Genomic DNA, 25,925 nt, shown 5'->3' with positions numbered 1-25,925 from the left:
CTCGCTTGGCAGGCAGCTGTGCCGGAACAATCTCAATCCGCGAACCGAACCGCCGGGTGGCCTGCTCTCACCAGAATACTCACAGGTTCGCCCAAAATGCAGGGGTCCGCCGCCTCTCTCAACCCTTGCGCCGTTTGCGATGGGGCTGCTCCCGCTGACGGGAGCGCTTGCCGCCCTTGCGGGCCTCCTCCTCCAGCTCCTTGAGGCGAGCAAGTTCCTCCTCCTCGACCGAAGGCAGACCCTTTCGGGCGCGCCTGGCATTCTCCCTGCGACGGTCGCGCTTCTCTTTCTCTTCGGCGGCAGGGGAACCCGGCGTCGGCATATGGTAGACCTGGAACATGGTCTGCCCCAAAGTCCACAGGTTGTTGGTCAACCAGTAGACCAGCACGGCGAAGGGGAAGGCCACACCTGAGAAGATGTACATGACCGGGAATAAGTAGGCCATCATCTTCTGCATCTTGTACTGCTGCCCCTCCATGGAGGCACGCGGCATGTTCTTTCGTATGTTGTGGAACTGCGAGTAGAACATGGCAAGGCACATCAGAGCGATGAACACGACCACCACGGCCTTGCCCGCGCCCTGGGCGGTGACGAAGTTGTCCGAGATTCTCAGCCCGAAGAAAGTAGTCTGCTCGAATTCGGTGGCCACCTGCCTGGTGAAGGCCCCCAGGGGCTCATGGCTGCCGTGGGCGATGAAGGGTACGACCGAAAGCACGTAGAACATGGTGGCGAAAACGGGGCTCTGGATCAGCGCAGGCAGACAGGATGACGCCGGGTTGGCGTGATTGTCCTGGTAGAGCTTCATCGTCTCCCGGCTCAACGCCTCCCGGGAGGCTGGGTCCTTCTTGTTCTTGTACTTGTTCTGAATCTTCATCAGCTTGGGCTGAAGGGCCTGCATGCGTTGCATGGAACGCATCTGCTTGATGAACAAGGGGAGTATCAGCAGGCGAATGAAGACGACGAGCAGGACGACCGAGAGCGCCCACGCCACCCCGGGACCTTCCTTGAGCCCAAGCAGGGTCAGGCCTTTATGACACCAGACCATCACATAGGTCATCAACCATTCGATCGGGCGCAGGATGCGGTAGAACCAACCGAAGATGCCCTGGTCGAAAGTGAACGTATTGTAGCTGCGGAACATCTAGATCGTCTCCTTATGGGAAGCCGAAGTTTCACGGGCGGGCCCGGATGCCGCCAAGGGCTCCAGCCGCTGTTCCTCATGGGCTTTGGACCAGCGGAAGCGGTAGAAGATGGAGAATCTGGAAGGCACGTCGTCGATGCCGCCATCGGACCAGGGACGGCAGCGCAGCAGCCGCATGAGCGCCAGGGCGCCCCCTCTCAGGGCCCCGAAGCGACCTATCGCGGTCAGGGCGTAGGTCGAACATGTCGGGTAATAGCGACAGCAGGGCGGCGACAAGGGTGACACCCTGCCCCTATACCAGCTGACCAGCCCGAGTGCCATGCGTGTAGGCAGCCCGAAGCGTGGGGTGGCGAGCGCACCGCCCCTTGGCCCATCCGCTCGTATGGTCTGCTTCACATCTGTTCGCCCGCCCCATTGATTCGTCTACCATCCACCGGTCCGCTGTGCCCGTCTTTGGCCATGATATCGGCGAAGAGTCGGCTCACCTGCTCGTCGAGGGATCTGTACGTGGCCCGGGCCGCGCCGGGTTTGGCCCTCATGACCAGGTCGCAGACGGCCGGCAGGCTGTCCTCATGATTTGCCGCCAGGACGCGGAAGCGCCTTTTTACCCTGTTCCTGGTGACTGCGTTGCCAACGGCCTTTGATACGGCCAAGCCCATCCGGCGACCGGCGACCGACCCGTGGACCCCTTGTCCGGGTGCCCTGCGGTTGCCGGCCGCTTCATCTCCGGTCAGCAGGTGGATGACCAGGTCACGGCTGGAGACCCGTCTGCGCCGGCGAAGCACCGCCGTGAACTCCTGATGACTCTTCAGCCGTTCCACCTTTGGACTGCCAGTCGCCGTAGGGCTCAGGCGGAGAGGACCTTGCGGCCCTTCGCCCTGCGGCGGTTGATCAGGGCGCGCCCCGAGCGGGTGCGCATGCGCGCGCGGAATCCGTGCTTCATGTGACGACGACGGTTGTTGGGCTGGAAAGTCCTCTTCATATCAATGCTCCTAGTACTAGCCAGGCTGAAGGCATGGCTCCTCATATGAGTTCAAGCTCTACCAAAGTACAAGCCGAGGGGGACGAAGGCAAAAACGCACCGGACGTTTTGCGCCTTTGAGTGGGTCGGTTATATCGTGTCTTAGGCCTTGCATACTCCCGGATTTGCGGGCCTACCGGAGCCGTTACTTATCCACAAATAACAGCAACGTTATTCACATTTGGCCTAGGCCAAAACGCTTTCCGGTGGATAAGTGACTATGGCGCGTGTCATGATGGTCTGACGATAGTGCACGTCCGCGCTGAGGAGTGCTCGGTCCGCGGACCCACACAGCACGCTTAGGACGTTCGAGAGAGGAGGAGCGTATGGCTGACGAGCAGCGGGACCCCGCCCAGGAAGCGGGCAGGATGTGGAAGGCCGCCTCCCAGGCCCTCGCTTTCAGCGAGACGCTCACCCCCCGAGACAAGGCCTGGCTGGCCGACATCACGCCCGAGGCCGTCTTCGGCGACACAATCGTGCTCGCCGTCTCCTCCCGGGCCGCCCAGGAGGCCGTGCAGGGCGATCTGAACGACACCCTCCTCAAGGCCCTGAATCTGGTATCTGGTCGAGATATGATTCCGGCCGTCAAAATCGTACAGGACCGGACCAGGCAGCAGGCTCAGACGCCAACCCGCCCGAGCTCCGCCCCCCAGGCCGTCGAACCACCCGAGGACACCGTCCCTGACCAGAGCGTCAGACAACCGGCACAGACCGCATTCCCCTCACACATCGATTCCGCTCCCGTCGCCGAACAGGCGGCAGCGGTCGCAAGGGCCGTCCCGGAGCGCATGCACAGCGAGCAGGACACAGACGGAGAGAGCCACCAGAACTACCTTCAGCAGTCCTTCGCGGACCAAGGCATGGACGAACTGGCATACTCCGGGCAGCCCTTCCCTGACCAGCCAACCTATCCCGAGCCGGCCACCCAGCAGGAATCCGAACAGGGACAAGCCATGGGCGCCCCGCGCTTCCCCATGAGTCAGAACCGGGTGGAACGCGACCCGGAGACCCATTTGAACAAGTCCGCCACATTCGACACCTTCGTACCCGGTGACTCCAACCGCTTCGCCCGGACCGTGGCCCTTGCCGTGGCCGAGGGCACGGGCCGCGATTTCAACCCCCTGTGCATCTACGGCTCCTCGGGCCTGGGTAAGACCCACCTGCTCAACGCAATCGGCAACTACGCCCTGGTCAAGGACCCGGCCCTGAATGTACGCTATGTGACCAGCGAGGAATTCACCAACGAATTCATCGAGGCCCTGCAGGACACGAACCGCAACCAGGGTCAGATCGCCGAGTTCAACCGTCGCTACCGACAGGTGGATGTGCTCCTGATCGACGACATCCAGTTCCTTGGCGGCAAGGACGCCACACTGGAACAGTTCTTCCACACCTTCAACGCCCTGCACGATGCCAACAAGCGCATCGTGATTGCCTCCGACGTGGCCCCCAACAACCTGAAGGGCTTCGAGGACCGGCTCATCTCCCGCTTCGATTCGGGCCTGACCGTGGACATCAAGCCACCGGACAGGGAGACCCGGGTGGCGATCCTGCGGATGATGGCTGGTGCCCTGGGCATCTTCATCCCCAACGAGGTCTTCGATCTGATCGCCGAACGCTTCACCGAGAACATCCGCGAGCTGGAGGGGGCTCTGACGCGTGTGACCGCCGTCGCCAGCCTCAACAACCAGCCGGTGACGAGGACTCTGGCCGAGCAGACCCTTCAGGACTACTTCGCCACAGATGTGGAGATCAAGCCGACCGACATCATTTCGCAGGTCGCCAAGTATTTCCATCTGACATTCGACGATCTGGTCGGCCGCACCAGGACCAAGAACATCGCGCTTGCCCGGCAGATAGCCATGTATCTGGCTCGGGAGATGACCTCCATGTCACTGGTGGATATAGGGGAGGTCTTCGGCGGCAGGGACCATACGACGGTCATGCACGCCTATACCCGCATATCCAACGAGATGCAGGAGAAGCGGGAGATTTACAACTATGTCATGGAGCTCACGGTCCGGCTCAAACAACCGCAAAACAAATAAGCGACACACCGGGGTTGGGTGCAATCTGTATTTGAGTTATCCACATACTTATTCACGGATGTGGGCAGAAGCTGGGGATGACTACCCGATTCCCCGTTGATAAACCGTGGGTAACCTGTGCGGGAATAGGCCGGAAATGTGGATACTTCAAACCGCCGCTGTCCCCCGTGTACAAATCTGGAAATTATCCACACTTTTTCACATTGTCTTCGACAACCTGAACTTGTCCACAGCCGCCTCCTTCCGCTGCTGCCATGACTTATCCACAGTATCCACCGTGCTTATTACTATGACTACCCCATATATTTAAACTTTCGCCATTCTCATTATCAGTTCCCCCTGGAGCCGTTCTCATTAAGCGGCGCTCGCGCCCGCTAGAATAAGAACAGCGAACGTTGACAAACCCTAAGAAGGACCCATGAAAGTCGAAATCAACTCCCAGGCGCTCTCCGACGCCGTATCCTGGACCACCAGGGTCATCCCCGCCCGTCCTGCCACGCCCATCCTCGCAGGTGTCCGCCTGGAGGCGGCCGACGGAACGTTGAAGATGTCGGCCTTCGATTACGAGACATCGGCCCGTCACCACATCGAAGCCGGTATCGACGAACCAGGTTCGGTCCTGGTCCAAGGCAAGCTCCTGGCCGACATCACCAAGTCCCTGCCTGCGGAGAAGACCTATATGTCCACGGAGGGTTCCAAGATCACGATCAGCTCCGGTAAATCAACCTTTACCATGCAACTGATGCCGGATACCGAATACCCTCCCCTCCCCGAGCTGCCCGGTCAACTGGGACAGGTGGATGCCCAGACCTTCGCCCAGGCCGTCGGCCAGGCCACCGTAGCGGTCTCCAGGGAGGAGAACCGACCGGTCCTGACCGGAGTGAAAACCCACATATCCGGTGACAAAGTCGTCATGACAGCCACCGACCGATTCCGCCTGTCCCAGGCCTCCTTCACCTGGACCCCTCAGAAATCGGACGCCGACTCCACCCTGCTGGTGCGCGGATCCCTGCTCAGGGACATCTCCCGTTCCCTGGATGAGCACCAGAACGTGGCTGTGGATTTCTCAGACGAGAACCCCAAGATCGTGGGCGTCGAGAATGCCGGCCGTGTGACCACCTGCCAGCTGATCGACGGGGAGTTCCCTGCCGTGGACCGCCTATTCTCCGACGAATACCCGATCCAGGCGGTGCTGCCCAAGCAAACCCTTCTGGATGCCATTAAGCGCGTGTCCCTGGTTGCTGAGCGCAACGCGCCGATTCGTATGGTCTTCTCCGGCAAGGAGGTCAGCCTGTCTGCAGGGGCGGCCGACGAGGCCCAGGCCCACGAGGTGCTGGAGGTGGATCTGGATGGGGAGGACATCACTGTGGCATTCAATCCCACCTATCTGATCGAGGGGCTGTCGGCCATCGCCGAGCCCTTCGTGCGCATGAAGATGACATCTGCAGTCAAGGCTGTGGAATTCAACGGACAGCAGGAGGCCGACTCGGATGAGTCCATGGACTACCGCTACCTGCTGGTACCGATGCGTTTCAACGTCTGAGACGGGTCGCGCCGGTGTGACCGGTCAGGGGATTGAGCCAAGGCAATGAAGGAGGGGCGTAGAGCCGTGCGTATATCGCGCTTGGCAGTGGATGACTACCGTTCCTGGTCCTCCTTGGTCGTCGACCTGGACGAGGGCGTCACCATCCTCCAAGGGCGCAACGGACTGGGTAAAACCAATCTGGTGGAGGCCCTGGAGGTGCTTTCGACCGGTTCAAGCCACCGGGTCTCCTCTTCGGCCCCACTGGTCCGTCGCGGCCGTCCCAGGGCGACGGTCAGGGCAAATGCCGAGCAGGACGGACGCACCGACACCTACGAGTTGACGATTCCCTTGCGTGGGGCCAACCGAGCAAGGATTGACGGCGGCCCCTCGCTATATATGCGGGATCTGGTTGGAAAAGTACCTTCGGTCACCTTCTCCCCCGAAGATCAGCGTCTGGTCACCGGGGAGCCATCGGGGCGACGCTCCTTCCTTGACCAGACGGCGGTACAGCTGGATCCCGACTATTACCGGGTCAAGCAGGAGACGGCCCGACTGGCCCAGCAGCGTGGTGCCCTGCTCAAGCGACTGGCCCGTTCCGAGCCTGACCCGGGCGGGGTCGGCATGGACCGGGAGGCGGAACTGAGTGGCCTGGAAGTGTGGACCGGCCAGTTCATACAACGGGGAATGGAACTGACGGCACGACGTATGAAGGTGGTTGAGAAACTGGCCGGACCCCTTGGGGACATCTATCGGAACCTGGCCGGAGAGGACCAGGTGGTTGAGATGGCATACTTGCCTTCCTTCGCTGAGGTGCTCGACGGCGGTGTCGGTCCACAGACCGCGGCCGCGATCAGCCGACACTTCCAGCGGGTATGGCCGGGTGAGCAGGCCCGGGGCGTCAACCTGCTGGGGCCGCAGCGCGACGACCTGGAATTCAGCCTGAACGGGATGCCGGCCAGGGATTATGCCTCCAACGGAGAGGAGTGGACCCTGGCCCTGGCCCTGCGCCTGGCCGAGCACAGGATCCTGGCCGAGGCAAGCGGGCTTACGCCCATTCTGGTTTTGGATGATGTGTTCGCCCAGCTGGACGAACGGCGGCGTTCGCAGATCATCCGATTCGTCCAGGACCAGCCCCAGACCCTGATCACAGCGGCATCCCCGGGTGATGTTCCGGACCTGGAGGGGGCTCATCTGATCGACATAGCCGACCTGGCGGACCGGCAGCGCCAGACTGAAGCAGGAGTAGGGCTGTGAAGAGGCCGGTTGACCAGAGCCTGGGACTGGACCCACGCAAGTTGCCTGCTCAGGTCTTCCAGCGCTTCGTGCGCCGGTCACTGGACCGCAAGTCCCGTCGGAGGAAGTCCGAGTCGGCCTGGGAGGCATTCGGAAAACCGGGGCGGGATCCCCTGGCTCTTGCATCGACGGTCGAATCCATGGCCGATCATGACGGCTGGGTTCCCCACCTGAAGGTCGCCCAGCTGCGTGATCACTGGGACCAAGTGGTCGGGCCTGCCATTGCCGCCCACTCCCGTGTCGGCTCCTATCGGCAGGGGCGGTTGGTCATCCAGGCTTCTACGCCGGTATGGGCCACCCAGCTCAATTACCTGATACCCCAGCTCAAGACCACGGTCGCGCAGCGGCTGCGGATGCCGGTGACCGAGGTGGTCGTAGCTGGCCCTGGTTCCTCCCGGCCCGGTCCCTGGGTCCGGTCCAGGAAACGGTCCCGGTAAGTCCGAGTAGGTTCTGGGACTCTTGGGATGCGTATTTGAGCCCAGGGCCGCAGACGTGGTCTGACAGGCTTTCCGTCCCGTATGGCTGGTAACATACGTATAAGTAGTTGAACGTGCGAGAGACCCTTTTTTGTGCGTTTTAGAGTGTGAGACCTCATTTTGACCCCATGCGAACAGGTGCTGGGGCCCAGGAAGGAACCTCTGTGGCAGAGCGGAATACGGAACCGTCCCAGGATGCGCGTGACCCGCAGGAGGGTCGGGACCAGGTCGGCGACCAAGTGCAGCAACGGTTGACGGACGCCCAGTTGGATGATTCACTGGCCCCTGATCATTACGATGCCAGCGATCTGAGGGTCCTCGAGGGCCTGGAGGCCGTCCGCATCCGCCCGGGTATGTACATCGGATCCACAGGTCCGCGCGGTCTGCACCACCTGGTCTACGAGATCGTCGACAACTCCGTGGACGAAGCCCTGGCCGGCTATGCGGACCACATCGAGGTGACCATCCTGCCTGACGGCGGCGTACGGGTGGACGACAATGGCCGTGGCATCCCTGTTGATGAGGTGCCTGGTGAGGGTGTCTCCGGCGTGGAGACCGTGATGACCAAGCTCCATGCCGGTGGCAAGTTCGGAGGTGGCGGATATGCGGTCTCCGGCGGTCTGCATGGCGTGGGCATCTCCGTGGTCAACGCCCTCTCGAGCCGTATCGAGGTCGAGGTGCGTCGTCAGGGTCACTACTGGAGGCAGACCTACGTGGACCAGCACCCGCTGGCCCCCCTGTCCAAGGACGAACCTTTGGGGCCCAATGAGTCGACCGGCACATCGGTCACCTTCTGGGCCGACCCGAAGGTCTTCGAAACCACGGTCTACGATTTCGAGACCCTGCGCTCGCGTTTCCAACAGATGGCCTTCCTGAACAAGGGCCTGTGCCTGACACTGACCGACAAGCGTCAGCCCGACATGGCCGGCGACGAGGTGGCCGGGGAGAACGAGGGGGAGAGCCAGGAGCGGTCCGTCTCCTACCGTTACGAGAACGGCATCAGCGACTACGTTGACTACCTGGTCAAGGCCAAGAAAGCCACGCCGGTCGAGGATGACATCATCGACTTCGAGGCCGAGGACCTGGCTCTGGGCATCTCGGCGGAGGTGGCCATGCAGTGGACCGGTGCTTATTCCGAGTCGGTGCACACCTTCGCAAACACGATCTCCACCACCGAGGGTGGCGCCCACGAGGAGGGCTTCCGTGCGGCGCTGACCATGATGGTCAACCGTTACGCACGCGAGAAGAACATCCTCAAGGACAAGGATGAAAACCTCTCCGGCGATGACGTACGCGAGGGTCTGACGGCCGTTGTCTCGGTCAAGATGACCAACCCCCAGTTCGAGGGGCAGACCAAGACCAAGCTGGGAAACCCCGAGGCCAAGACCTTCGTCCAACGTGTGATGAGCGAACGGTTGACGGATTGGTTCGATGCCCATCCGGGTGAGGCCAAAGCCATTGTGCAGAAGGCCATCGACGCCTCCAGGGCCCGTATCGCCGCCAAGAAGGCGCGCGAATCCACCCGCCGCAAGTCCATCTTCGAGACCGCCGGCATGCCCGACAAGCTCAAGGATTGCCAGTCCAACGACCCGGAGGAGTGCGAGCTCTTCATCGTGGAGGGTGACTCCGCAGGTGGTTCGGCCATCCAGGGGCGCAACCCGCTGACCCAGGCCATCCTGCCCCTGCGCGGCAAGATCCTGAACACCGAGCGCGCCTCGATTGACCGCATGATGAAGTCCGACACCATCGAGTCCCTGATTACGGCAGTCGGAGGCGGCTACGGCGAGGACTTCGACCTGTCCAAGGTGCGTTACCACAAGGTCATCATCATGGCCGACGCCGATGTGGATGGCGCCCATATCGCCACACTGAATCTGACGCTGTTCTTCCGCTACATGAGGCCGATGATCACGGCGGGCTACGTATACGTGGCCATGCCGCCCCTCTATCGCCTGAAGTGGACCAAGGGGCCGCACGACTTCGTCTACACCGACGCCGAGCGTGACCGCGTCCTGGCCGAAGGCAAGTCCAAGGGCCGCCAACTGCCCAAGGGCGAAGGCATCCAGCGGTACAAGGGTCTGGGCGAGATGAGCTATCAGGAGCTGTGGGAGACCACCATGGACCCGGATCACCGGATCCTGAAGAAGATCCATATCGAGGACGCCGCCCAGGCTGACGAGACCTTCACCATGCTCATGGGCGACGAGGTCGAGCCGCGCAGGATCTTCATCCAGCGCAACGCCAAGGACGCCCGGTTCGTGGACGCCTGAGCCGGTCCGCACGGTCCGCCTCGCGCAGGCGGAGTGGGACGTGCGGCCGAGACGATTGACTTAATCATTGGATTTATGGAGCTAAGGACCGACAGTGGCAGACGAGAACAGCAATAACGGCAACGAGGACGCGGGGCTCAACCTGCCTGACGGCTCGCGTGAACCCCTGAGCCCGCAGGAGATGGACCAGACCGACTACGGCCTGCTGAAAGGTGAACGTGTCCAGCCCATCGACCTGCAGCAGGAAATGAAGGACTCATATCTGTCCTATGCGATCTCCGTCATCGTGGAGCGAGCCCTGCCCGACGTGCGCGACGGCATGAAGCCCGTCCACCGCAGGGTCATCTACGCCATGTACGACGGCGGTTACCGGCCCGACCGCGGATACAACAAATGTTCACGTGTGGTCGGTGACGTGATGGGTAAGTACCACCCCCACGGAGACTCCGCGATCTATGACACCATCGTGCGTCTGGCCCAATCCTGGTCCATGCGTTACCCGCTGGTGGACGGCCAGGGCAACTTCGGTTCCCCGGGCGATGACCCGGCGGCCGCCATGCGCTACACCGAGTGCCGCATGGCCCCCTTGGCCATGGAGATGGTGAGGGACATCGACAAGGACACCGTCGATTTCATCCCCAACTACGACGGCAAGACCCAGGAACCCACGGTCCTGCCCTCCCGCTTCCCCAACCTGCTGGTCAACGGTTCCTCCGGCATCGCCGTGGGCATGGCCACCAACATTCCCCCCCACAACATGGGCGAGGTGGCGCGGGGTGTCCACTGGGCCCTGGACCATCCTGACGCCAGCAAGGAAGAGCTGCTTGACGCCCTCATCGGTATTATCAAGGGCCCTGACTTCCCGACGGGGGCCACGATTCTTGGCCATAAAGGGATCGAGCAGGCCTACCGCACCGGACGTGGTCTGATCACCATGCGCGCAGTGGTCAACACCGAGGAGATCAAGGGGCGCATGTGCCTGGTGGTCACAGAGCTGCCCTACCAGGTCAACCCGGACCGACTGGTCGTCTCCATCCGCGAGGCCGTGCGCGACGGGAAGATCCAAGGCATCGCAGACATGCGTGACGAGACCTCCGGACGTACTGGGCAGCGTTTGGTACTCGTGCTCAAACGCGACGCCGTGCCCAAGGTCGTGCTCAACAACCTATACAAGCATTCCCAGCTTCAGCAGACCTTCGGTGCCAACATGCTGGCCCTGGTCGACGGTGTGCCCCGCACCCTGAGCCTGGACGCGTTCATCCGCCATTGGGTGGACCACCAGCTGGATGTCATCGAGCGGCGCACCAGGTACCTCAAGCGCGAGGCCGAGGAGCGCGACCACATTCTGCAGGGTTACCTGAAGGCTCTGGATGCGATTGAAGAGGTCATCGCCCTGATCCGCCGGTCCAAGGACGTGGAGTCCGCCCGCACCGGGTTGATGGACCTGCTGGGGGTGGATGAGGTCCAGGCCGACGCGATCCTGGCCATGCAGCTTCGCCGTCTGGCCGCACTCGAGCGTCAGAAGATACTGGACGAGCACAACGAACTCATGCGCAAGATCAAGGACTACAACGACATCCTGTCCGACCCCCTGCGCCAGCGCAGGATCGTCGGGGATGAGCTCGACGAGATCGTCGAGAAGTACGGCGACGAGCGGCGCACCAAGATCCTGCCTTACTCGGGCGAGATGAATGTGGAGGACTTGATCGCCGACGAGAATGTCGTTGTGACGGTCACCCACTCAGGCTTCGTCAAGCGTACGAAGGCCGACGAGTACCGGGCCCAGCACCGGGGTGGCAAGGGCATCAAGGGCACCAGGCTGCGTGAGGCGGATGTCGTCGACCACTTCTTCCTGACATCCACCCATAACTGGCTGCTCTTCTTTACCAACAGGGGCCGTGTCTACCGGCTCAAGGCCTATGAGCTGCCCGAAGGGTCGCGCGACTCCAAGGGGCAGCATGTAGCCAACCTCCTGCAGCTGGCACCGGGCGAGCAGATAGAGCAGGTCCTGTCCCTGCACTCCTATGCGGATGCCGACTACCTGGTCCTGGCCACCCGTACCGGCAAAGTCAAGAAGACCCGCCTGTCCGAATACGATTCCCCCCGCCAGGGAGGTCTCATCGCCGTACGGTTGGTTCAGATGGAGGATGGGCAGGGCAATACCCTGACGCGTCCCGTCGCCGACGGTGACGGTGTCGAGCCGGTCTACGACGAGCTGGTCGGCGCTGCCCTGTGCAACGCCCAGGACGACATCATCCTGGTCTCCCGTCACGGAATGAGCGTCAAATTCGAGGCCAATGACGAGACCTTGCGCCCCATGGGCCGGCAGACCGCCGGTGTGCAGGGCATGAAGTTCCGCGAAGGCGATGAATTGCTCAGCATGGACGTGGTGCCCGCCGATTCCGATGAAGACCTGCTGGTGGTCACCGACCAGGGCTATGCCAAGCGCACCGCCTTGTCCGAATACCGCCTCCAGGGCCGTAACGGTTACGGTGTCAAGGCCATCGCAATGGTCGAAGGCCGGGGTTCCCTGGTCGGTGCCCTGGTGGTGGGCGAGGATGATCAGGTTATGGCCATCATGAAATCAGGCAAGGTCATCCGCTCCGATGTCGCCGAGGTCAAACGCACCGGCCGCAACACCCAGGGCGTGACCCTGGCGAAGCCGGACAAGGGTGACGAGATCCTCTCTGTGGCCCGCAATGCCGAACGAGACGAGGATGAGGATATGGATGACGAGGGTCAGCGGACGGCTGCCGTCCAGCAGGGTGCTTCGGCGCAGTCCGAATGAGGGCCGCCGGTAGTGTGGAGAAGCGGGGCTGACCCCCCGCGTCCTCCGGGGAAGCTGGTAGCCTCACTAGGAGTGAGGGACCAAAAGGCCACGAACGCAGTGGGTCGTTTGGGTGAAATGATCAAGGAGCACCAATGAGCCAGAACAACAGCGGAAAGTCCAAGCCAAAGCAGGGCGGGCAGGTCCAGGAGCGTGGTGCCCGGCCTTCCTCGGACACGGCCAGGTCCGCCAAGGGCGAGGCCCCAGCCGCGATCGGTCATGGTGAGAGGGCTCCCAAGGCTGGAGCAGGCAAGCAGGAGTCGCGCACCAAAGCCCAGCCGCAGACCACAGCCAAAGAGGACGTCGCCAAAGCCAAGGTGCAGGGGAGCGTCCGCAAGACCGGTTCCCACCCACAGGTCGTCAAAACCGACCGGTCCGCCAAGGATGCCCAGAATGCCCCCACCCAGGCCACCAAAGACAAGGCCTCGGTCAAGGGTGCGCTCCCGGCCAAGGCTCGTCAGGGGGCTCCGGCGAAGGTCCAGCCCAAGGCCGGGTCGAAACCCGCAGCCTCAACACTCAAACCGATCAAGCCAGCTGAGGTTCGTAAGGCCGGAGAACCGCGGACCGCTGCTTCATCATCCTCCGAGTCCATACCCCAGGTGGCAGCCGATCTCAGGCAGCGCCAGAAGGCCTCGGCCCGTCCGCGCACGGCCGAAGCCTCCACCGGCCGGCCTCAGACCCGGTCCTCATCTGCCTCCGCGCAATCTGGTTCCGCGAGTATGGCCCGTCTCGGCCGCCTCGGCACGGCCGCCTCGGCCGGCCCCAAGATAGGGGCAGGCAGGACAGGCGTGCCCCGTGCCCGTCGCATGCAGCTCTCGCTGACCCGTGTGGAGCCCTGGTCGGTCGCCAAGGTCACTTTCCTGCTGTCCATCGCCGGCGCCATCATCCAGGTGATTGCCTCGTCCCTGCTTTGGATGCTTCTGAACGCGATCGGCCTGTTCGACAACATCAACCAGATGGTTTCCAAGACCGGTCTGGACGCTGGTGGGCTCGACCTGAGTTCGGTGCTCAGCCTGGGCACCGTAATCAGCTCGGTCACTATCTTCTCGATCTTTGAGATCGTCTTCATCGTGGTTCTGGCCACGATAGGCGCATTCCTCTATAACATCGTCGGCTCCTTGGTCGGTGGCATCCACGTCACCCTGGGCGACGACTGACCCGAGTCCATCGGCCCCGTGGAACGCCCTCATTCACCTGTTCATACCAGGGTATGAGGGCGTTTCGCCGCCCTGGCCCGTAATCTGTAACCATGCTGTCCTACCTCGGTGCCTTTTCGGCCTCATTCGGCCTGTCCATAGCGGTCTGGCCCTTCGCCTCCCTGCTGCTGACGCTGCCTGTCCTGGCCCTGATCTACCACCGCTATCACCGCCTGCGCCTGGCTGCGGCCCTGACCGCCTATCTGACCATCCTCTACCTGTTGGCCCTGGTCTGCTTCACCTTGTGGCCCATGCCCGACGACCGTGCCGCGTTCTGCGCAGGCCATCACCTTTCCCCCCAGTTGGATCCGCTGCATTTTCTCACCGATCTGACCACCGGCGGTCTGGGCGCCCTCCTGCAGATAGGGTTCAATATCGTCTTCTTCCTGCCCTTGGGCTACATCATGGGCCGTGTCCTGCGTTGGCGCTTGCGTCTGGCCCTGCCAGTGGGATTCCTTGTCTCCCTTACCATCGAGACCGCCCAGTTGACCGGAGTCTTCGGACTGATTGGGTGTGCCTACAGGCTCTTCGATGTGGACGATCTCCTGTGGAACACAACGGGGGCCATAGTCGGTTTCGCCTGCGCCGCCCTGATTAACCGCCTGGCTCCGCCCCGAACACCTGACACGGCCGAGGTGGTGCGCACCCCCAGTTTCCTCCATCGCTCTGTCAGCATGGCCACGGATCTGGTCCTGGCCTATACACTCTCTTCGTCCTTGGGGTTCGCACTGGTGGTCCTTGTCAATGCCTGGGCCGGACACCGTGCGGATGGTGACTACTCCCTGGGGGACTGGGCCGTCTCCCCCCACGCCCTAAGGCTGATGGTGGTAGGACTCAATATCGCCTGCCTGCTGTTCTTCGAGTTCCTGATCCCCCTTCTGCGCCGGGGACAGACCCTGGGTGCGGCCTTCACGCACATGAGTGTGGAAACTCGGGCGAGGCGCGGCTGGCTGAGGGCCGCCTTCTACGGGGCGCGCACACTCACCATCCTGGTGGTCTTCGGCCCTTGGAACGGGAGGATGCGCGCCTGGGCCAACCTGCTGGGGGCCCTCCTCCTGCTCTTCTACATGGTCAGGCGGTGTATGCCTTACGATCTGATTCCCGGGTCCGATGCGCCGTCGGCCCCCGGGGATGCCTCACCCCGGATGTACGAAGCCCGGGTGGACCGTCCAGCCATGGGAGGTCCACCAGCTTTCACCCCGTCCGGGAGCTGAGATACAGCCGACCTCAACGGTCCCGGGTGGTTTTACTCTTGCGGTGCCCGCTGATGCGGGCCTCGGAGACGACGATGGCGACGAAGATTATCGCGAAGCCGGCCAGGTGGGCGCCGGTCAGCTCCTCGCCCAAGGCCAGGACCGAGACCGCCATGCCGAACAGGCTTTCGGTGCACAGGATCAGCGACCCCTGGGCGGCCGGCACCTGGGAGAAGGCCGCGTTCTGCAAATTCTGGGCGATGAGCGTCGAGACAAGTACCAGATAGGCCATGGCGCCGAAGGTCTGAGGATGCAGGGCGGACAATGGGGGCGCAGGCTCGGTCAGGAAGGCTCCCCCCACGAAGAGCACCCCGGCCACCAGCAGTTCGTAGTAGGTCAGTATGGTGGCGTCGAACTTCTTGGCCAAGGCGCCGGCCAGCACGATGTTGGCCCCGTAGAAGACCGCTCCGGCCAGGGTCAGCAGGTCGCCGGCGCTCAGGACCAGTCGGGCTGAGTCATCCGGGGACAGGGAGATGAGCCCAACGCCGACCACGCAAAGGAGGGCGGCCGCGAAGTTGCGCCAAGCGGGCCGCTTCCTGGTGACGATCCAGACCAGGAATGGCACGAGTACGCAATAGGTCGCTGTCAGGAAGGAATTGCGGCCCGGTCCTATTGTGCGCAGTCCCTCCATCTGCAGTATGAACGCCGCCCAGTATGTCACGCCCAAGGCCAGACCCGGCACCAGCATGTCCAACAGATGGGCCCGTTTGAGTTTGGACCACATGAGAGGGGTCATCACTGCCACGGCGATGACCAGACGCACGCCCATGATCCACTGGACCTCGATCTGCCGCAGGCTGATCTTCTCGAAGGTGTAGCCGGCCCCCCACGCGGCCGCGGCGGCCAGGAGCATGAAACGTGCCAGCCAAGGATTCAGACGCAGGGAGCCGGGAGAGGAGGTCATGCCTCAATCCTAGCCGAGACCGGCGAAGGCGTTGGGGCGGGGCCGACCGAACAGGGGGCGCTTTCGCCCAGGGAAGGGCCCTGTCCCATTCCCGGTCGGTATAGGGTAATGTAATGAGACTGGTCCGACGGGTCGGGGGCCGGCAGGAAAGTGAGACGGTGATGGTGCGCACGACGCGTGTGGCGGTGGTCGATGACGACGATGCCAGCTGCCGGCGTATGGTCGATTACCTGAACCGCTACGAGCAGGAGAACGGGGAGACTTTCACGGTTACGGTCTTCACCGACGGGGAGGCTTTCATCGGAGGGTATGCGCCGGTCTATGACATACTGCTCCTGGATATCCAGATGCAGCCGGTGGACGGCGTCCAGTTGGCCCACCGGGTTCGGGAACGAGACCGCTCTGTCGTCATTGTCTTCATCACCTCCGCCCCGCAATACGCAATCAAGGGTTACGAGGTGGGCGCACTGTCCTACTTGCTCAAACCCCTCCCCTGGTTCGCCTTCTCCCAGGAACTCAAGCGATGCATAGACCAGGTGCGAAGGCAGGTAGACGAGTCGATGATCGTCGCCGACTCGGGGGCCACACGCCGCGTGGACCTCAAGGACATGGTCTATGTCGAGTCGGTGCGCCACTCATCGGTCATGCACACCCTGGAAGGGCAGGTCACGCTCTCCTCCCCGCTCAAGGATCTGGAGAGCCGGCTGGAAGGCAGGAACTTCTATAGGTCCAACTCCTGCTACCTGGTCAATCTGGCCCACGTGGTGGGAGTGGAGGGCCAGGACTGTCTGATGTCCACCGGGGAGCGCCTGCGGATCAGCAGGCCTCGGAAGAAGGCATTTCTGACGGCGCTCGCGGCCTTTGTGGGAGGGCAACGATGAGCGGCGCCCAAATCTTCAACGCACTGCCCGACATTCCCAGGCTTTACACGGGTATCAGTGAATGGTTGTCCTGCCTGGTCTACCTGCTGGCAGTGCGTCGCCGTGTCTGCCCGGCCCGCACCGCGCTCGTCCTGTCCCTGGGGCTGCCCGTCATGATCGGCGTGCAGTACTGGGCCGGTCTGCAGCCCATCAGCTTCTGGATCCTGGGCATCTGCCTGGCTGCCGCGCTCATGTGCGCGATCATCCGTCTGGGTTCGGGTGCGGACGCGCCGGCGGTGGTCTATCTGGGTGTGCGCGCCTTCGTGCTGGCCGAGCTGGTCGCCTCCCTCCACTGGCAGCTCGACTCCTTCCTACGCCCGGGGGACGTGTCCATCTACTCCCCCGCCTCGGTGCTGCTCCTGATCAGCATCTATGGGGGTTGCGCGGCACTCACCTGGTGGATCGAGCGTCGCAATTTCGCCGGCGGTCTGGACCGGGAGATGTTGCCGACTCACAGTGTCATGATCGCCCTGGTCATCGGCGTGGTCACCTTCGCCATGTCGAATCTGAGTTTCGTCTCCACCAATACACCCTTCTCCGGCCGTGTGGGTCTGGAGGTTTTCTATATACGCACCCTGGTGGACCTGTGCGGGTTCGCAATCCTATATGCTCAGCAGGAGCAGTTGCGCCAGAGCCATGCCTCGGCGGAGCTGGACTCGATCAACGCCCGACTGGAGAGCCAGCACCGCGAGTATGTGCGTTCCAAGCGCAACCTGGATGCCATGGCGCGGATCAGCCATGATCTGAAGCACCGGATCGCCGCCCTGCGTGCCGAGGTTGATCCCGAGCGCAAGTCGCGCAACTTCGAGGAGCTTGAGGCTTCCGTACAGCGCTATGGGTCCCAGCAGCACACCGGAAACCCGGTGCTTGATGTAGTCCTGTCCTCCAAGGAGCAGGTCTGCGCCCAGGAGGGGATAAGTCTGAGTGTGGTGGCGGACGGCGGGTTGCTGGACGGCATGAGTTCCATGGATGTCTCCACCCTGTTCGGCAATGCCTTGGACAATGCGATCGAGGCTTTGCGGCAGGTGGGGGACAGGGAGCGCCGCCTCCTGCGCCTGGCTTTGTATGGCAAGGGCCGCATGCTGCTGATCAGGGTGGAGAACTATTTCACAACACCCCTGCGGTGGAAGGCCGACGGAGAGCTGGGCACCACCAAGGGCGGCGGCGGTCTGCATGGCTACGGCGTCAAATCCATCCGTCACATCGCCCACAAGTATGGTGGGGAGGTGTCGATCGGGACCGACGATCATTGGTTCCGCCTGTGCATACTCCTGCCTCGCAACGCTGACAGCCAGGACCAGGACACTCGCAAGAGGGGGAGAGGCTCAGTTGAAGCCCACGGCGGCTTCGGCGATCCTGTAGCCCAGCCGGATGGCCAGGCGTCCGGGTTTGCCGGGCATGTTGATCAGCCTGCATAGGAAGGTGTGGCGCACGTCGTGTGAAACAGTGGGGGAGTAGTCGTTCATCCGCTTCCAGAGACTTTGCTTGGCCCGGTAGTTCTCCGGTCTTTTCGACAGGATCAAAAAGACCGAAGTCACTACACAGTTGATCGACAGATAGTGGATCATATAGCGGTAGAGCCCGTCGGGCACCGAGCCGCGTTCGGGGGTGGCCTCGACCATCAACCGGTTGACGGTGAGCAGCTGGTCCACCCGGGAGATCATGACCGAAGTCTGGACCGACTGGCCGTCGCGGCCGGTGTAGTAGCGGTAGAGGTCTATGTCCAGGTAGGCCAGCGAGCGCACGAACGGCAGAGGCTGGTAGGAGTAGATGAAATCCACGTAGAAGGTGTGCTCAGGCAGACGTGTGGCGGCCCGGCGCAGGACATCGGTCCGGAAGACCAGTGCGTGCATGATCATGTACTGGGCTATGCCGAAGCGCTTCAGGTCCGACCAGGAAAGGATGTGTCCGGCGGCCATGACGGAGCGGAAATTGACCACGTGCTTGTGGGAGCGCCCCTCTTTCTCGTACACGTAGTTGGTCACGAACATGTCCACGGGGGAGGGGGCATGGGTCTGTCGGCGCAGGACGGGCAGCAGGCGAGCCAGGGCATCCGGGTCCACCCAGTCGTCCGCGTCGACGACCTTGACATACATGCCTCGGGCGGCGTCCAAGCCGGCGTTGACGGCGCCACCATGGCCCTTATTGGTCTGATGGATCACCCGCACCCGGCCTGCATGCTCCCGCGCCCAGCGGTCGGCCAGGGCGGGCGTGGCGTCCTGGGATCCGTCGTCCACCAGGACAACCTCAACGTCCTCTGAACGGGAGGATAGAAGGGAGGCCACGCAACGATTCAGGTAACCGGCCATGTTGTATGCGGGCACGATGAAGGAGAGGACGGTCGGCCCATTGCCGCCACCCGACGGCTCCACCGTTGGGGTGAGGGCTGTGTGCTCTGACTGTGTCATGGTGCCTTTCATCCGTCATCGCGCGACTTCGGGCCGCCCGCGCGTTGGCGGACGGCCCGAAGCTGGCTACTTACAGGATACCGGTCATCTGATACCAGATGGAATCAGGCCGTGGCCGCCGATCCGCTGTCCTGCCCGTCCTCGGGAACCTGCTTGAAGATGACCTTGAAGATTGGGTAGAAGACCCAGAAGGAGATGAGGGCGTTGATTATCATCGTCACAAAGTCGGCGATGGTCGTGCCGGTCGTCCCCCAGTTCAGGGTGTGCTGGAAGAAGGCATAGACCGGGTCCTTGTACCAGCCCTGCAGGGCGGCCGCCAGGATGGTGATGACGATGTAGGCCACCAGATACCAGAACGCCGCTATCCAGGGGGAGGAGTTGGACTTGAAGGTGATGTTGCGCTGCACGAAGAAGTTGATGACCTGCGCGATGAGCAGGGTGATCTCCACGGCCAGGAAGTAAGCGAGGCCGCCCCCGCCGCCGTGGTTGATGGCACCGGCCGCGTAGTCGAACAGGTAGTAAGGCTTGCCGCCGGTGGTACCCATCCTCCAGAACCGGAAGGAGATGGAGACCAGTGAGGTTCCGTTGAAGATGGCTTTGAGTACGGGCATCAGGATCAGCTGCAGGAGGGTCACTCCGTTGGACAGGACGGTAAAGACGATGAATTGCGCCAGTTCCGGGTGACGGTAGCTGAAGCGCTGCCACCAGCGCACGATGCCATTGGAGGAGGTCATGGCCTCTGCTTCGCTGGCCGGTTTGGCCATTGCATTCGGGGTCTCCTTGCTCTTAGCGCTCATTGCTCAATTCCTTTCTGGTGCGGCGGTTGGCCGAGGCGTTGCGGAAGAAACCGGCGATGAAGCCGCCGATGCCCTTCCAGAAGTGCCCGTTGGGGATGCGCACGATGGCATCCACCATCTGTGTGTTGATCATGCCGTTGGTCATCTTGGCCATGGCCCTGGGAGGCATGTTGAGCACGAATAGGGTATTGAGGTCCGGGCTGCCGGTCTTGGCTTCCTGCTTGGCCTCGCGCTTGGACAGGAAGGAGGAGACGAATCTGGCTACGCCTGATTTGGAACCCTTCCAGGATGAGATGGGGTCATTGGGTCCGAAGGTCGATATAGGGCCTTGCAGCTCCACCTCATGCCCGAAGAGGGTGGTCAGTTCCTGCTTGGTTACATCCTTCACCCGTCCTTGCAGGTAGTGACCCAGGGCGGGGTCGGCAGGCCGGGGGGCCATGGTCCCCTGAACGGTGAAGGGCGCGCTGAGTTCGATGCTGCGGGCGTCGGAACCTATCTGGATGGTCCATTCGCCGCTTTCACGCTGCCAGCTACCTGAGGCCGTATCCCAATGGCGGAAGGTGTACTGGTCGAAGCCGATGCATACATGCTTGCTCTGGCCGGCTTTGAGTTCCACTTTGGTGAAACCCTTGAGTTCGCGCACGGGGCGAAGGACGCCGCCTTTCGGCGCGCTCACATAGAGCTGGACGACGGCCGCCCCGTCCACGGCGGAGTCGTTCGTCACGGTCAGGGAGGCGCCTGCATCGTCCACATGCAGGTCGGTATAGGTGAAGTGTGCGTATGACAGGCCGAAACCGAAGGGGAAGCGTTCGGGCACGTCGGCGCTCAGGTAGTAGCGGTAGCCCACGAAGGGGCCTTCCCGATAGACAGCGTCGCGTTCGGTGGCGGGGTACCAGCCGGAGGATGGGCAGTCCTCGTAGGCCATGGGCCAGGTCTCAGCCAGGTGGCCGGAGGGGTTGACTTCACCGGTCAGTAGCTCCAGGGTGGCTGAGGCGGATGCCTGTCCGGCCAGACCGATGTATAGCAGCGCCTCGCAGTCACCGATCCAGTCTGTGGCCACAGGGGAGCCTGCCACCAGTACCAGTACGATCGGTTTGCCGGTGCCTTTCAGCGCCTTCAGGAGGTCAATCTGTGCCTGGGGGATGTTCATGTGTGAACGGTCGAGGCCTTCGGATTCGCTGCGTTCATCCAGACCCAGGCAGGCGACGACCACGTCGGCAGCGGACTGGGTCACGGTCTGCACGGCCGTGTCGACCAGGGCCTGGTCGCACTCACCCTGACGGTCATAACCCTGGGCATACGCGGCCAGTTCCAGACCGTGGCCTTGTCCGTCCTGCATGAGCCCCAGCAGGCTCTCCTCCCGGGCCGCGTTCACTTTGGAGGAACCGGAACCCTGGAAGCGCGGGGTCTTGGCCATGTCGCCCACCAGAGCGACCTTGCTGCCGGCGGCCAGGGGCAGGAGACCGCCTTCGTTGCGCAGGAGAACGGCCGAGCCTTCGGCGATTCGGCGGGCCACTTCGTGGTGGTTGTTCTTCTGTTCCTCACTCAGCATGCCATCACGGTCCATCGCGGGATCGTATGTAAGGCGGGCCAGCTTGGCCACTTCCTCAGCCCGGGCGTTCAAATCGCGTTCGGCCAGTTTGCCTGATTTGACCGCGGCGACCAGCTGGCGCATGGAGTCGTAGCCGGCCTCGGGCATTTCCAGGGAGGAACCGTTCGATGCGGCTGCGACGGCGGAGTTGGAACCTCCCCAGTCGGAGACGACCATCCCGTCGAAATCCCATTCGTCACGCAGGATGTCTTTCAGTAAATGCCTGTTTTCGTTGGCATATTCGCCGTTGATCATGTTGTAGGAGGTCATCAGCGCCCAGGGCCGGGCCTGGCGCACGGCGATCTCGAAGCCGGTCAGGTAGAGTTCGCGCATGGTCCGTTCGTCCACGATCGAGTTGGAGGCCTGCCGGCGCAACTCCTGGCTGTTCATGGCGAAGTGCTTGGGTGTGGCCGCGACCTTCTGCGATTGGATGCCTTCGATCAGTCCGGCGGCCATCCGCCCGGCGACCTGCGGGTCTTCCGAATAGTATTCGAAGTTGCGTCCGCATAGGGGGTTGCGCTTGATGTTCATGCCCGGTCCCAGCACCATGTTCACGCCCAGGCTGCGGGCCTCCTCCCCCAAGGCTTGGCCCATGGCCCTGGCCAGCCCGGGATCCCAGGAGTTGGCCACGGTTCCGGCAGTGGGGAAGCAGGTTGCGGGTTTGGATTCGCCGATGCCCAGATTGTCGCCCGAGCCCATCTGCCGACGCAGGCCGTGGGGGCCGTCGCTCAGTACGAAGCTGTGGATGCCGGCTCGCTCCACGTCCCTGGAGTCCCACATGGACTTGCCGGAAAGCATGGATGCCCGCTCCAGCAGCGTCAGGTCATTGATGTCCATATTTCCTCATTCCGCGTCGAAAGTCTGTCGGACGGCCGACCATAAGGGTAAAGGCTCGTGAGGAACCCTCTTCGCTTCCTTAAAATGCCGAGGGCTGGTGGCCCTGCCCGGGGCGGTCTCCGCTGCTATTGTCCTGGCCCCATTATCCGTTAACTATCCGGCTGTACGACGGTGCAACGCATAAACTGTCGTTTCCGCTGCATGAATCGTCGCCCTGCCGGACCGAGGCAATCGGATTGCTCCGGTGCCTTATGACACCTATGGATATACGGGCGGGCGACACCCAGTGGATGCCGCCCGCCCGGTCGGCGCCGGCCCGTCAAGGTCGGTCCGGAATCCCCCTGTTTTTACTCATTCCTGGGTGCTGGTTCCTCCTGATCGGCGACGAACGGGTCGGCGTTCGCCACCTCATCCAGGACGCTGGGGTCAATCGCCTTGCGACGGGCCTTGAAGCGTTTGAAGGCCAGGTACTCCAGGGCCAGGAAGACGAGCGCGAGCACAGCCAGGGCCGCGTAGAGAGCCATCTGCCAAGCCGGTGTGGCCACCTTGGGGTCACCGTTTTCATACTTGTAGCTGTGCACTGCGGTGTACAGGATGTTGTGGCTGGCCTCGCGCATGGCCTTCACGGAAGTGGCGGAATCGTCCTTCACGTGGTTGGTCACGTCGGTGGTAGCCAGCATCATGTCATTGCCGTTGCGGATCAGCTGATCAGCGTTCTGGTAACCGTAGACGCCGAAGTAGTCAGTGACGACCATGCCGCGGAAGCCCCACTCGCCGCGCAGCACATCCTGCATCAGCGGTGCATAATCAGCCACGTAGGTGGGCCCGGCATAGTTCAATGCGCTCATGGCTGCCTGGGCGCCGCCTTGTTCCACGGCCATCTGGAAGGGCTTGAGATAGATCTCGCGCAGGGTCTGCTCGTCCGCCCAGGTGGACAGCATGTTCAGGCGGTTGGTCTCCTGCTCGTTCAGGGCGAAGTGCTTCATGAAGGAGTAGACGCCCTTGGACTTGGCCCCGGCGATCTCATTGGCTCCCATCGTGCCGTTGACGAGCGGATCCTCGGAGAAGTACTCGAAGGTGCGGCCGGCGAAGGCGTTGCGATGAATGTTGAAGGCCGGTGCATACCATCCCGATATGTTCATGTCGTGCGCTATGTCGCCGATCATCCTGCCGTATCGGCTGGCCAGGTCCTTGTTCCAGGTGCAGGCCATGGACGTCGAGGAGGGGAAGCCGATGGATCCGACCTTGGTGAAGTTGTTGTTCAGCGCGGCGGGGCCGTCGGCATCGGCCAGCTCGATCTTGCCGATGGACTTGATGGCCTGGTTGCTGTAGCCGCCCATGGCGATCAGGTTGTCCATTTCCTTGACCGTCAGCTGGTCCAGGAGTTTGTCCCACTGCGGGTCGTCATACTTCTTGTCCCGTAGTTGGTGGAGCCTGATACCGTTCTTGGCTCCCGTGGCAGGCATCGTGTCGGAGGCCTTGTCGTGCTTCTTGGGGTCGTAGTTGGCGTTGTTGGTGAACTTGGCCTTTGCTTCGTCCGACATGGTGAAGTCGGTAGGGGCCGCGGTGGCGGCACCGTAGTTGGCGAAGTGGTCGGCACGGGACAGGTAGGTGGCCTTGCCGTGCAGGTCGTCGAACCTGTTGGTCGCTGCGGTTTTGTCGTTCGAACGCGGGTGGGACTTGTCGTAGGTGACTGTCCTGTCGACGTTCACGTCCCGGCTGTCGATCACGTGGTGGGAGTCGGAGCGGATGGAGATGCCGTACCGGCCCTGTTCCAGCACGTATGCCTTGGCGTTCCTGTAATCGTAGGAGGCCATGTCCTCGTCCTTGAAGGAGACGTGGACGGTCTGGCTTTCGCCGGGCTTGAGCTGTTTGGTCTTGTCGAAGGCGATGAGGTTGGCGGAGGCCTTCTCCACGCCGCCGTTGGTGTAGGGCGGGTTGTAGTAGACCTCGACGGTGTCCTTGCCGGCCTTGGCCCCCGAGTTGGTCACGGTCACATCGAAGGAGACCTTGCCGTTGGCGTGGTTGGGTTCGCTCATCTTCTGGCTGAATGTGGTGTAGGACAGGCCGTAGCCGAAGGGATAGCGCACCACGTCGTCGTAGTTGATCGCGCCTTCGTCGGATGCCGTCTCGTAGAAGCGGTATCCCACGTAGATGCTTTCGGCGTAGTTGACGAAGGAGGGGGTGTTCACGGTGGTCTTGCCGGTGAATCCGGTCACCTTGGCCTTGTGCTCGTCCATGTTCTTGTACATGAAGTCGCCGAAGTTGTTGTAGGAGGGGGTCTTGGTCAGGTCGCGCACGAAAGTGTCGGATGTGCGACCCGAGGGGTTTGCTTCACCCTTGAGCACTTCGCCCAGGGCGGTGAATCCGGCCTGCCCCGGTGGCGGGCACCAGACGACGGACTGGATCTGCGGGTACTGACCCACGAAGTTGAGGTCGAAGGTGTTGGCCCCGTTGTAGACCAGGACGACCTTGTTGAAGGTCTTGGTCACATTGGCGACCATGTCGGTCTCGGGCTTGGACAGCTCCAGGAAGGACTGCCCGTCCTTGAAGTCGCCGGCCTTGTCGTTGTCATGATAGGTGATGCCCTTCGCTTTCATGTTCTTCGGCAGGTCGGCGCCCTCACCGCCCACGCGGCCGATGACGACCACTGCGGTGTCGGAGTATGACCGGGCCTGGTCCATGACCTTGTCGGTGTACTTGTCGGCCGCGGGTTCGGGCAGGGTCCAATCCTGGTCGAACATGCCCACGACGGGCCGGTCCTTTCGGTAGTCGGTGTAGAACCTGGTCAGTTGGCCATTGGTCTTGAGCCCCGCGTCATGCAGGCCGTCCATCAGGCTTTCGGTGGGGTTGTCCTTGGACATGGAGCCCGAACCGGTGCCGCCGTAGACGGGGTTGGTCGAGGCCCAGCCGAACACGTTGACCTTGCCGCTCTTCAGGGGCAGGATGCCCCCACGGTTCTCCAGGAGGGTGACCGACTCACGGGCCGTATCCTTGGCCAGCGTGCGGGCTGCGGCGGCTGTGGCCGGCTGCACCTCGTGCTTGGTGGTGGACTTGGTGATCAAGTTGGACAGGGGTCCCAACATCATCGTGGCCAGCGCCACGACGACTGCCACGAAGGTCACCAGCCAGGACTGGGAATGGATCATCTTGCGGGCGGCGACCGACTTGACGGTGCGCTTGTTGACCGCGATGGAGATGATGATCGCCAGGACCAGGAAGACACCGATGACCACCAGTTCGGGTATCAGCGACTTCAGGACCGCGACGACATCGCTCATGTTGATGTTGAGCATGTTCGCTTGCTGCTTTCTTATCGATGCTAAAGCGTTGGGTTCCACCCTCGGGGTTGACCGCGGCCAGGGAGGCAGGCGGAGGGGGGAGGCCGTACTCAACCCTCCCCGCCAGGGCGGGGGCG

Annotated in this window: 19 protein-coding genes; 10 read left to right on the top strand and 9 right to left on the bottom strand. The window is 62.5% G+C overall.

What is annotated here, in order from left to right; genetic code table 11:
• Positions 1-118: 118 nt before the first annotated feature.
• The 4 genes from yidC to rpmH all read right to left on the bottom strand — a co-directional run bounded on the left by yidC (position 119) and on the right by rpmH (position 2,123).
• Positions 119-1,141 (bottom strand): membrane protein insertase YidC, encoded by a 1,023-nt coding sequence (yidC, locus tag CRD59_RS02765; protein WP_113853068.1) that lies wholly within the window; start codon positions 1,139-1,141, stop codon positions 119-121.
• Positions 1,142-1,462, bottom strand: a complete 321-nt coding sequence (gene yidD / locus CRD59_RS02760; protein ID WP_113853115.1) for a membrane protein insertion efficiency factor YidD — start codon at positions 1,460-1,462, stop codon at positions 1,142-1,144.
• A 71-nt stretch (positions 1,463-1,533) separates the two neighbouring features.
• Complete coding sequence (gene rnpA / locus CRD59_RS02755) at positions 1,534-1,962, bottom strand: ribonuclease P protein component (RefSeq protein WP_113853067.1); 429 nt, start codon at positions 1,960-1,962, stop codon at positions 1,534-1,536.
• A 26-nt stretch (positions 1,963-1,988) separates the two neighbouring features.
• Positions 1,989-2,123 (bottom strand): 50S ribosomal protein L34, encoded by a 135-nt coding sequence (gene rpmH, locus CRD59_RS02750; protein WP_093961566.1) that lies wholly within the window; start codon positions 2,121-2,123, stop codon positions 1,989-1,991.
• 365 nt (positions 2,124-2,488) lie between these two features.
• On the opposite strand from rpmH, the gene dnaA reads away from it, so the two are divergent.
• From dnaA to CRD59_RS02710, 8 genes are all read left to right on the top strand, one after another.
• Positions 2,489-4,210 (top strand): chromosomal replication initiator protein DnaA, encoded by a 1,722-nt coding sequence (gene dnaA / locus CRD59_RS02745; RefSeq protein ID WP_113853066.1) that lies wholly within the window; start codon positions 2,489-2,491, stop codon positions 4,208-4,210.
• A 418-nt stretch (positions 4,211-4,628) separates the two neighbouring features.
• Positions 4,629-5,753 (top strand): DNA polymerase III subunit beta, encoded by a 1,125-nt coding sequence (gene dnaN / locus CRD59_RS02740; protein ID WP_113853065.1) that lies wholly within the window; start codon positions 4,629-4,631, stop codon positions 5,751-5,753.
• 66 nt (positions 5,754-5,819) lie between these two features.
• Positions 5,820-6,989, top strand: a complete 1,170-nt coding sequence (recF, locus tag CRD59_RS02735) for a DNA replication/repair protein RecF (RefSeq protein WP_113853064.1) — start codon at positions 5,820-5,822, stop codon at positions 6,987-6,989.
• Positions 6,986-7,465, top strand: a complete 480-nt coding sequence (locus tag CRD59_RS02730; protein ID WP_113853063.1) for a DciA family protein — start codon at positions 6,986-6,988, stop codon at positions 7,463-7,465. Before recF ends, CRD59_RS02730 begins: the two co-directional genes overlap by 4 nt.
• A 167-nt stretch (positions 7,466-7,632) precedes the next feature.
• On the top strand, positions 7,633-9,774 hold the full coding sequence (gyrB, locus tag CRD59_RS02725) for a DNA topoisomerase (ATP-hydrolyzing) subunit B (RefSeq protein WP_113853062.1): 2,142 nt from the start codon (positions 7,633-7,635) through the stop codon (positions 9,772-9,774).
• A gap of 94 nt (positions 9,775-9,868) precedes the next feature.
• Complete coding sequence (gyrA, locus tag CRD59_RS02720; RefSeq protein WP_113853061.1) at positions 9,869-12,562, top strand: DNA gyrase subunit A; 2,694 nt, start codon at positions 9,869-9,871, stop codon at positions 12,560-12,562.
• A gap of 638 nt (positions 12,563-13,200) precedes the next feature.
• Positions 13,201-13,758: a DUF3566 domain-containing protein gene (locus CRD59_RS02715; protein WP_407923100.1), complete on the top strand. Its 558-nt coding sequence runs from the start codon at positions 13,201-13,203 to the stop codon at positions 13,756-13,758.
• 92 nt (positions 13,759-13,850) lie between these two features.
• The gene (locus CRD59_RS02710) at positions 13,851-15,011 is read left to right on the top strand and encodes a VanZ family protein (protein WP_113853060.1); all 1,161 of its coding nucleotides are present in this window, start codon (positions 13,851-13,853) and stop codon (positions 15,009-15,011) included.
• A 13-nt stretch (positions 15,012-15,024) separates the two neighbouring features.
• Here CRD59_RS02710 and CRD59_RS02705 read toward each other — a convergent pair whose 3' ends face one another.
• Positions 15,025-15,954 (bottom strand): DMT family transporter, encoded by a 930-nt coding sequence (locus CRD59_RS02705; RefSeq protein ID WP_113853059.1) that lies wholly within the window; start codon positions 15,952-15,954, stop codon positions 15,025-15,027.
• A 113-nt stretch (positions 15,955-16,067) separates the two neighbouring features.
• Here CRD59_RS02705 and CRD59_RS02700 point away from each other — a divergent pair, with 113 nt between their 5' ends.
• Entirely contained in the window at positions 16,068-16,835 is a 768-nt protein-coding gene (locus CRD59_RS02700) for a LytR/AlgR family response regulator transcription factor (RefSeq protein WP_201736530.1), read from the top strand.
• Positions 16,832-18,292: an ATP-binding protein gene (locus CRD59_RS02695; RefSeq protein ID WP_113853057.1), complete on the top strand. Its 1,461-nt coding sequence runs from the start codon at positions 16,832-16,834 to the stop codon at positions 18,290-18,292. Before CRD59_RS02700 ends, CRD59_RS02695 begins: the two co-directional genes overlap by 4 nt.
• On the opposite strand, the gene CRD59_RS02690 is transcribed toward CRD59_RS02695, so the two are convergent.
• The 4 genes from CRD59_RS02690 to CRD59_RS02675 all read right to left on the bottom strand — a co-directional run bounded on the left by CRD59_RS02690 (position 18,200) and on the right by CRD59_RS02675 (position 25,803).
• A complete protein-coding gene (locus tag CRD59_RS02690) occupies positions 18,200-19,282 on the bottom strand; it encodes a glycosyltransferase family 2 protein (RefSeq protein WP_113853113.1) in 1,083 nt (360 codons plus the stop codon). The genes CRD59_RS02695 and CRD59_RS02690 overlap by 93 nt on opposite strands.
• A 104-nt stretch (positions 19,283-19,386) precedes the next feature.
• Positions 19,387-20,079: a hypothetical protein gene (locus CRD59_RS02685; RefSeq protein WP_201736529.1), complete on the bottom strand. Its 693-nt coding sequence runs from the start codon at positions 20,077-20,079 to the stop codon at positions 19,387-19,389.
• On the bottom strand, positions 20,069-22,507 hold the full coding sequence (locus CRD59_RS02680) for a beta-glucosidase family protein (protein WP_113853056.1): 2,439 nt from the start codon (positions 22,505-22,507) through the stop codon (positions 20,069-20,071). Before CRD59_RS02680 ends, CRD59_RS02685 begins: the two co-directional genes overlap by 11 nt.
• A gap of 347 nt (positions 22,508-22,854) precedes the next feature.
• Positions 22,855-25,803 carry a glycoside hydrolase family 3 N-terminal domain-containing protein gene (locus CRD59_RS02675; RefSeq protein ID WP_113853055.1) on the bottom strand — a complete coding sequence of 983 codons (2,949 nt, stop codon included), beginning with the start codon at positions 25,801-25,803 and terminating at the stop codon, positions 22,855-22,857.
• Between the last annotated feature and the right edge of the window lie 122 nt (positions 25,804-25,925).

It is taken from the genome of Bifidobacterium xylocopae (assembly GCF_003315615.1).
In the GTDB taxonomy this organism is placed as follows: Bacteria; Actinomycetota; Actinomycetes; order Actinomycetales; family Bifidobacteriaceae; genus Bombiscardovia; species Bombiscardovia xylocopae.
This window is presented reverse-complemented; position numbering and strand designations above follow the sequence as displayed.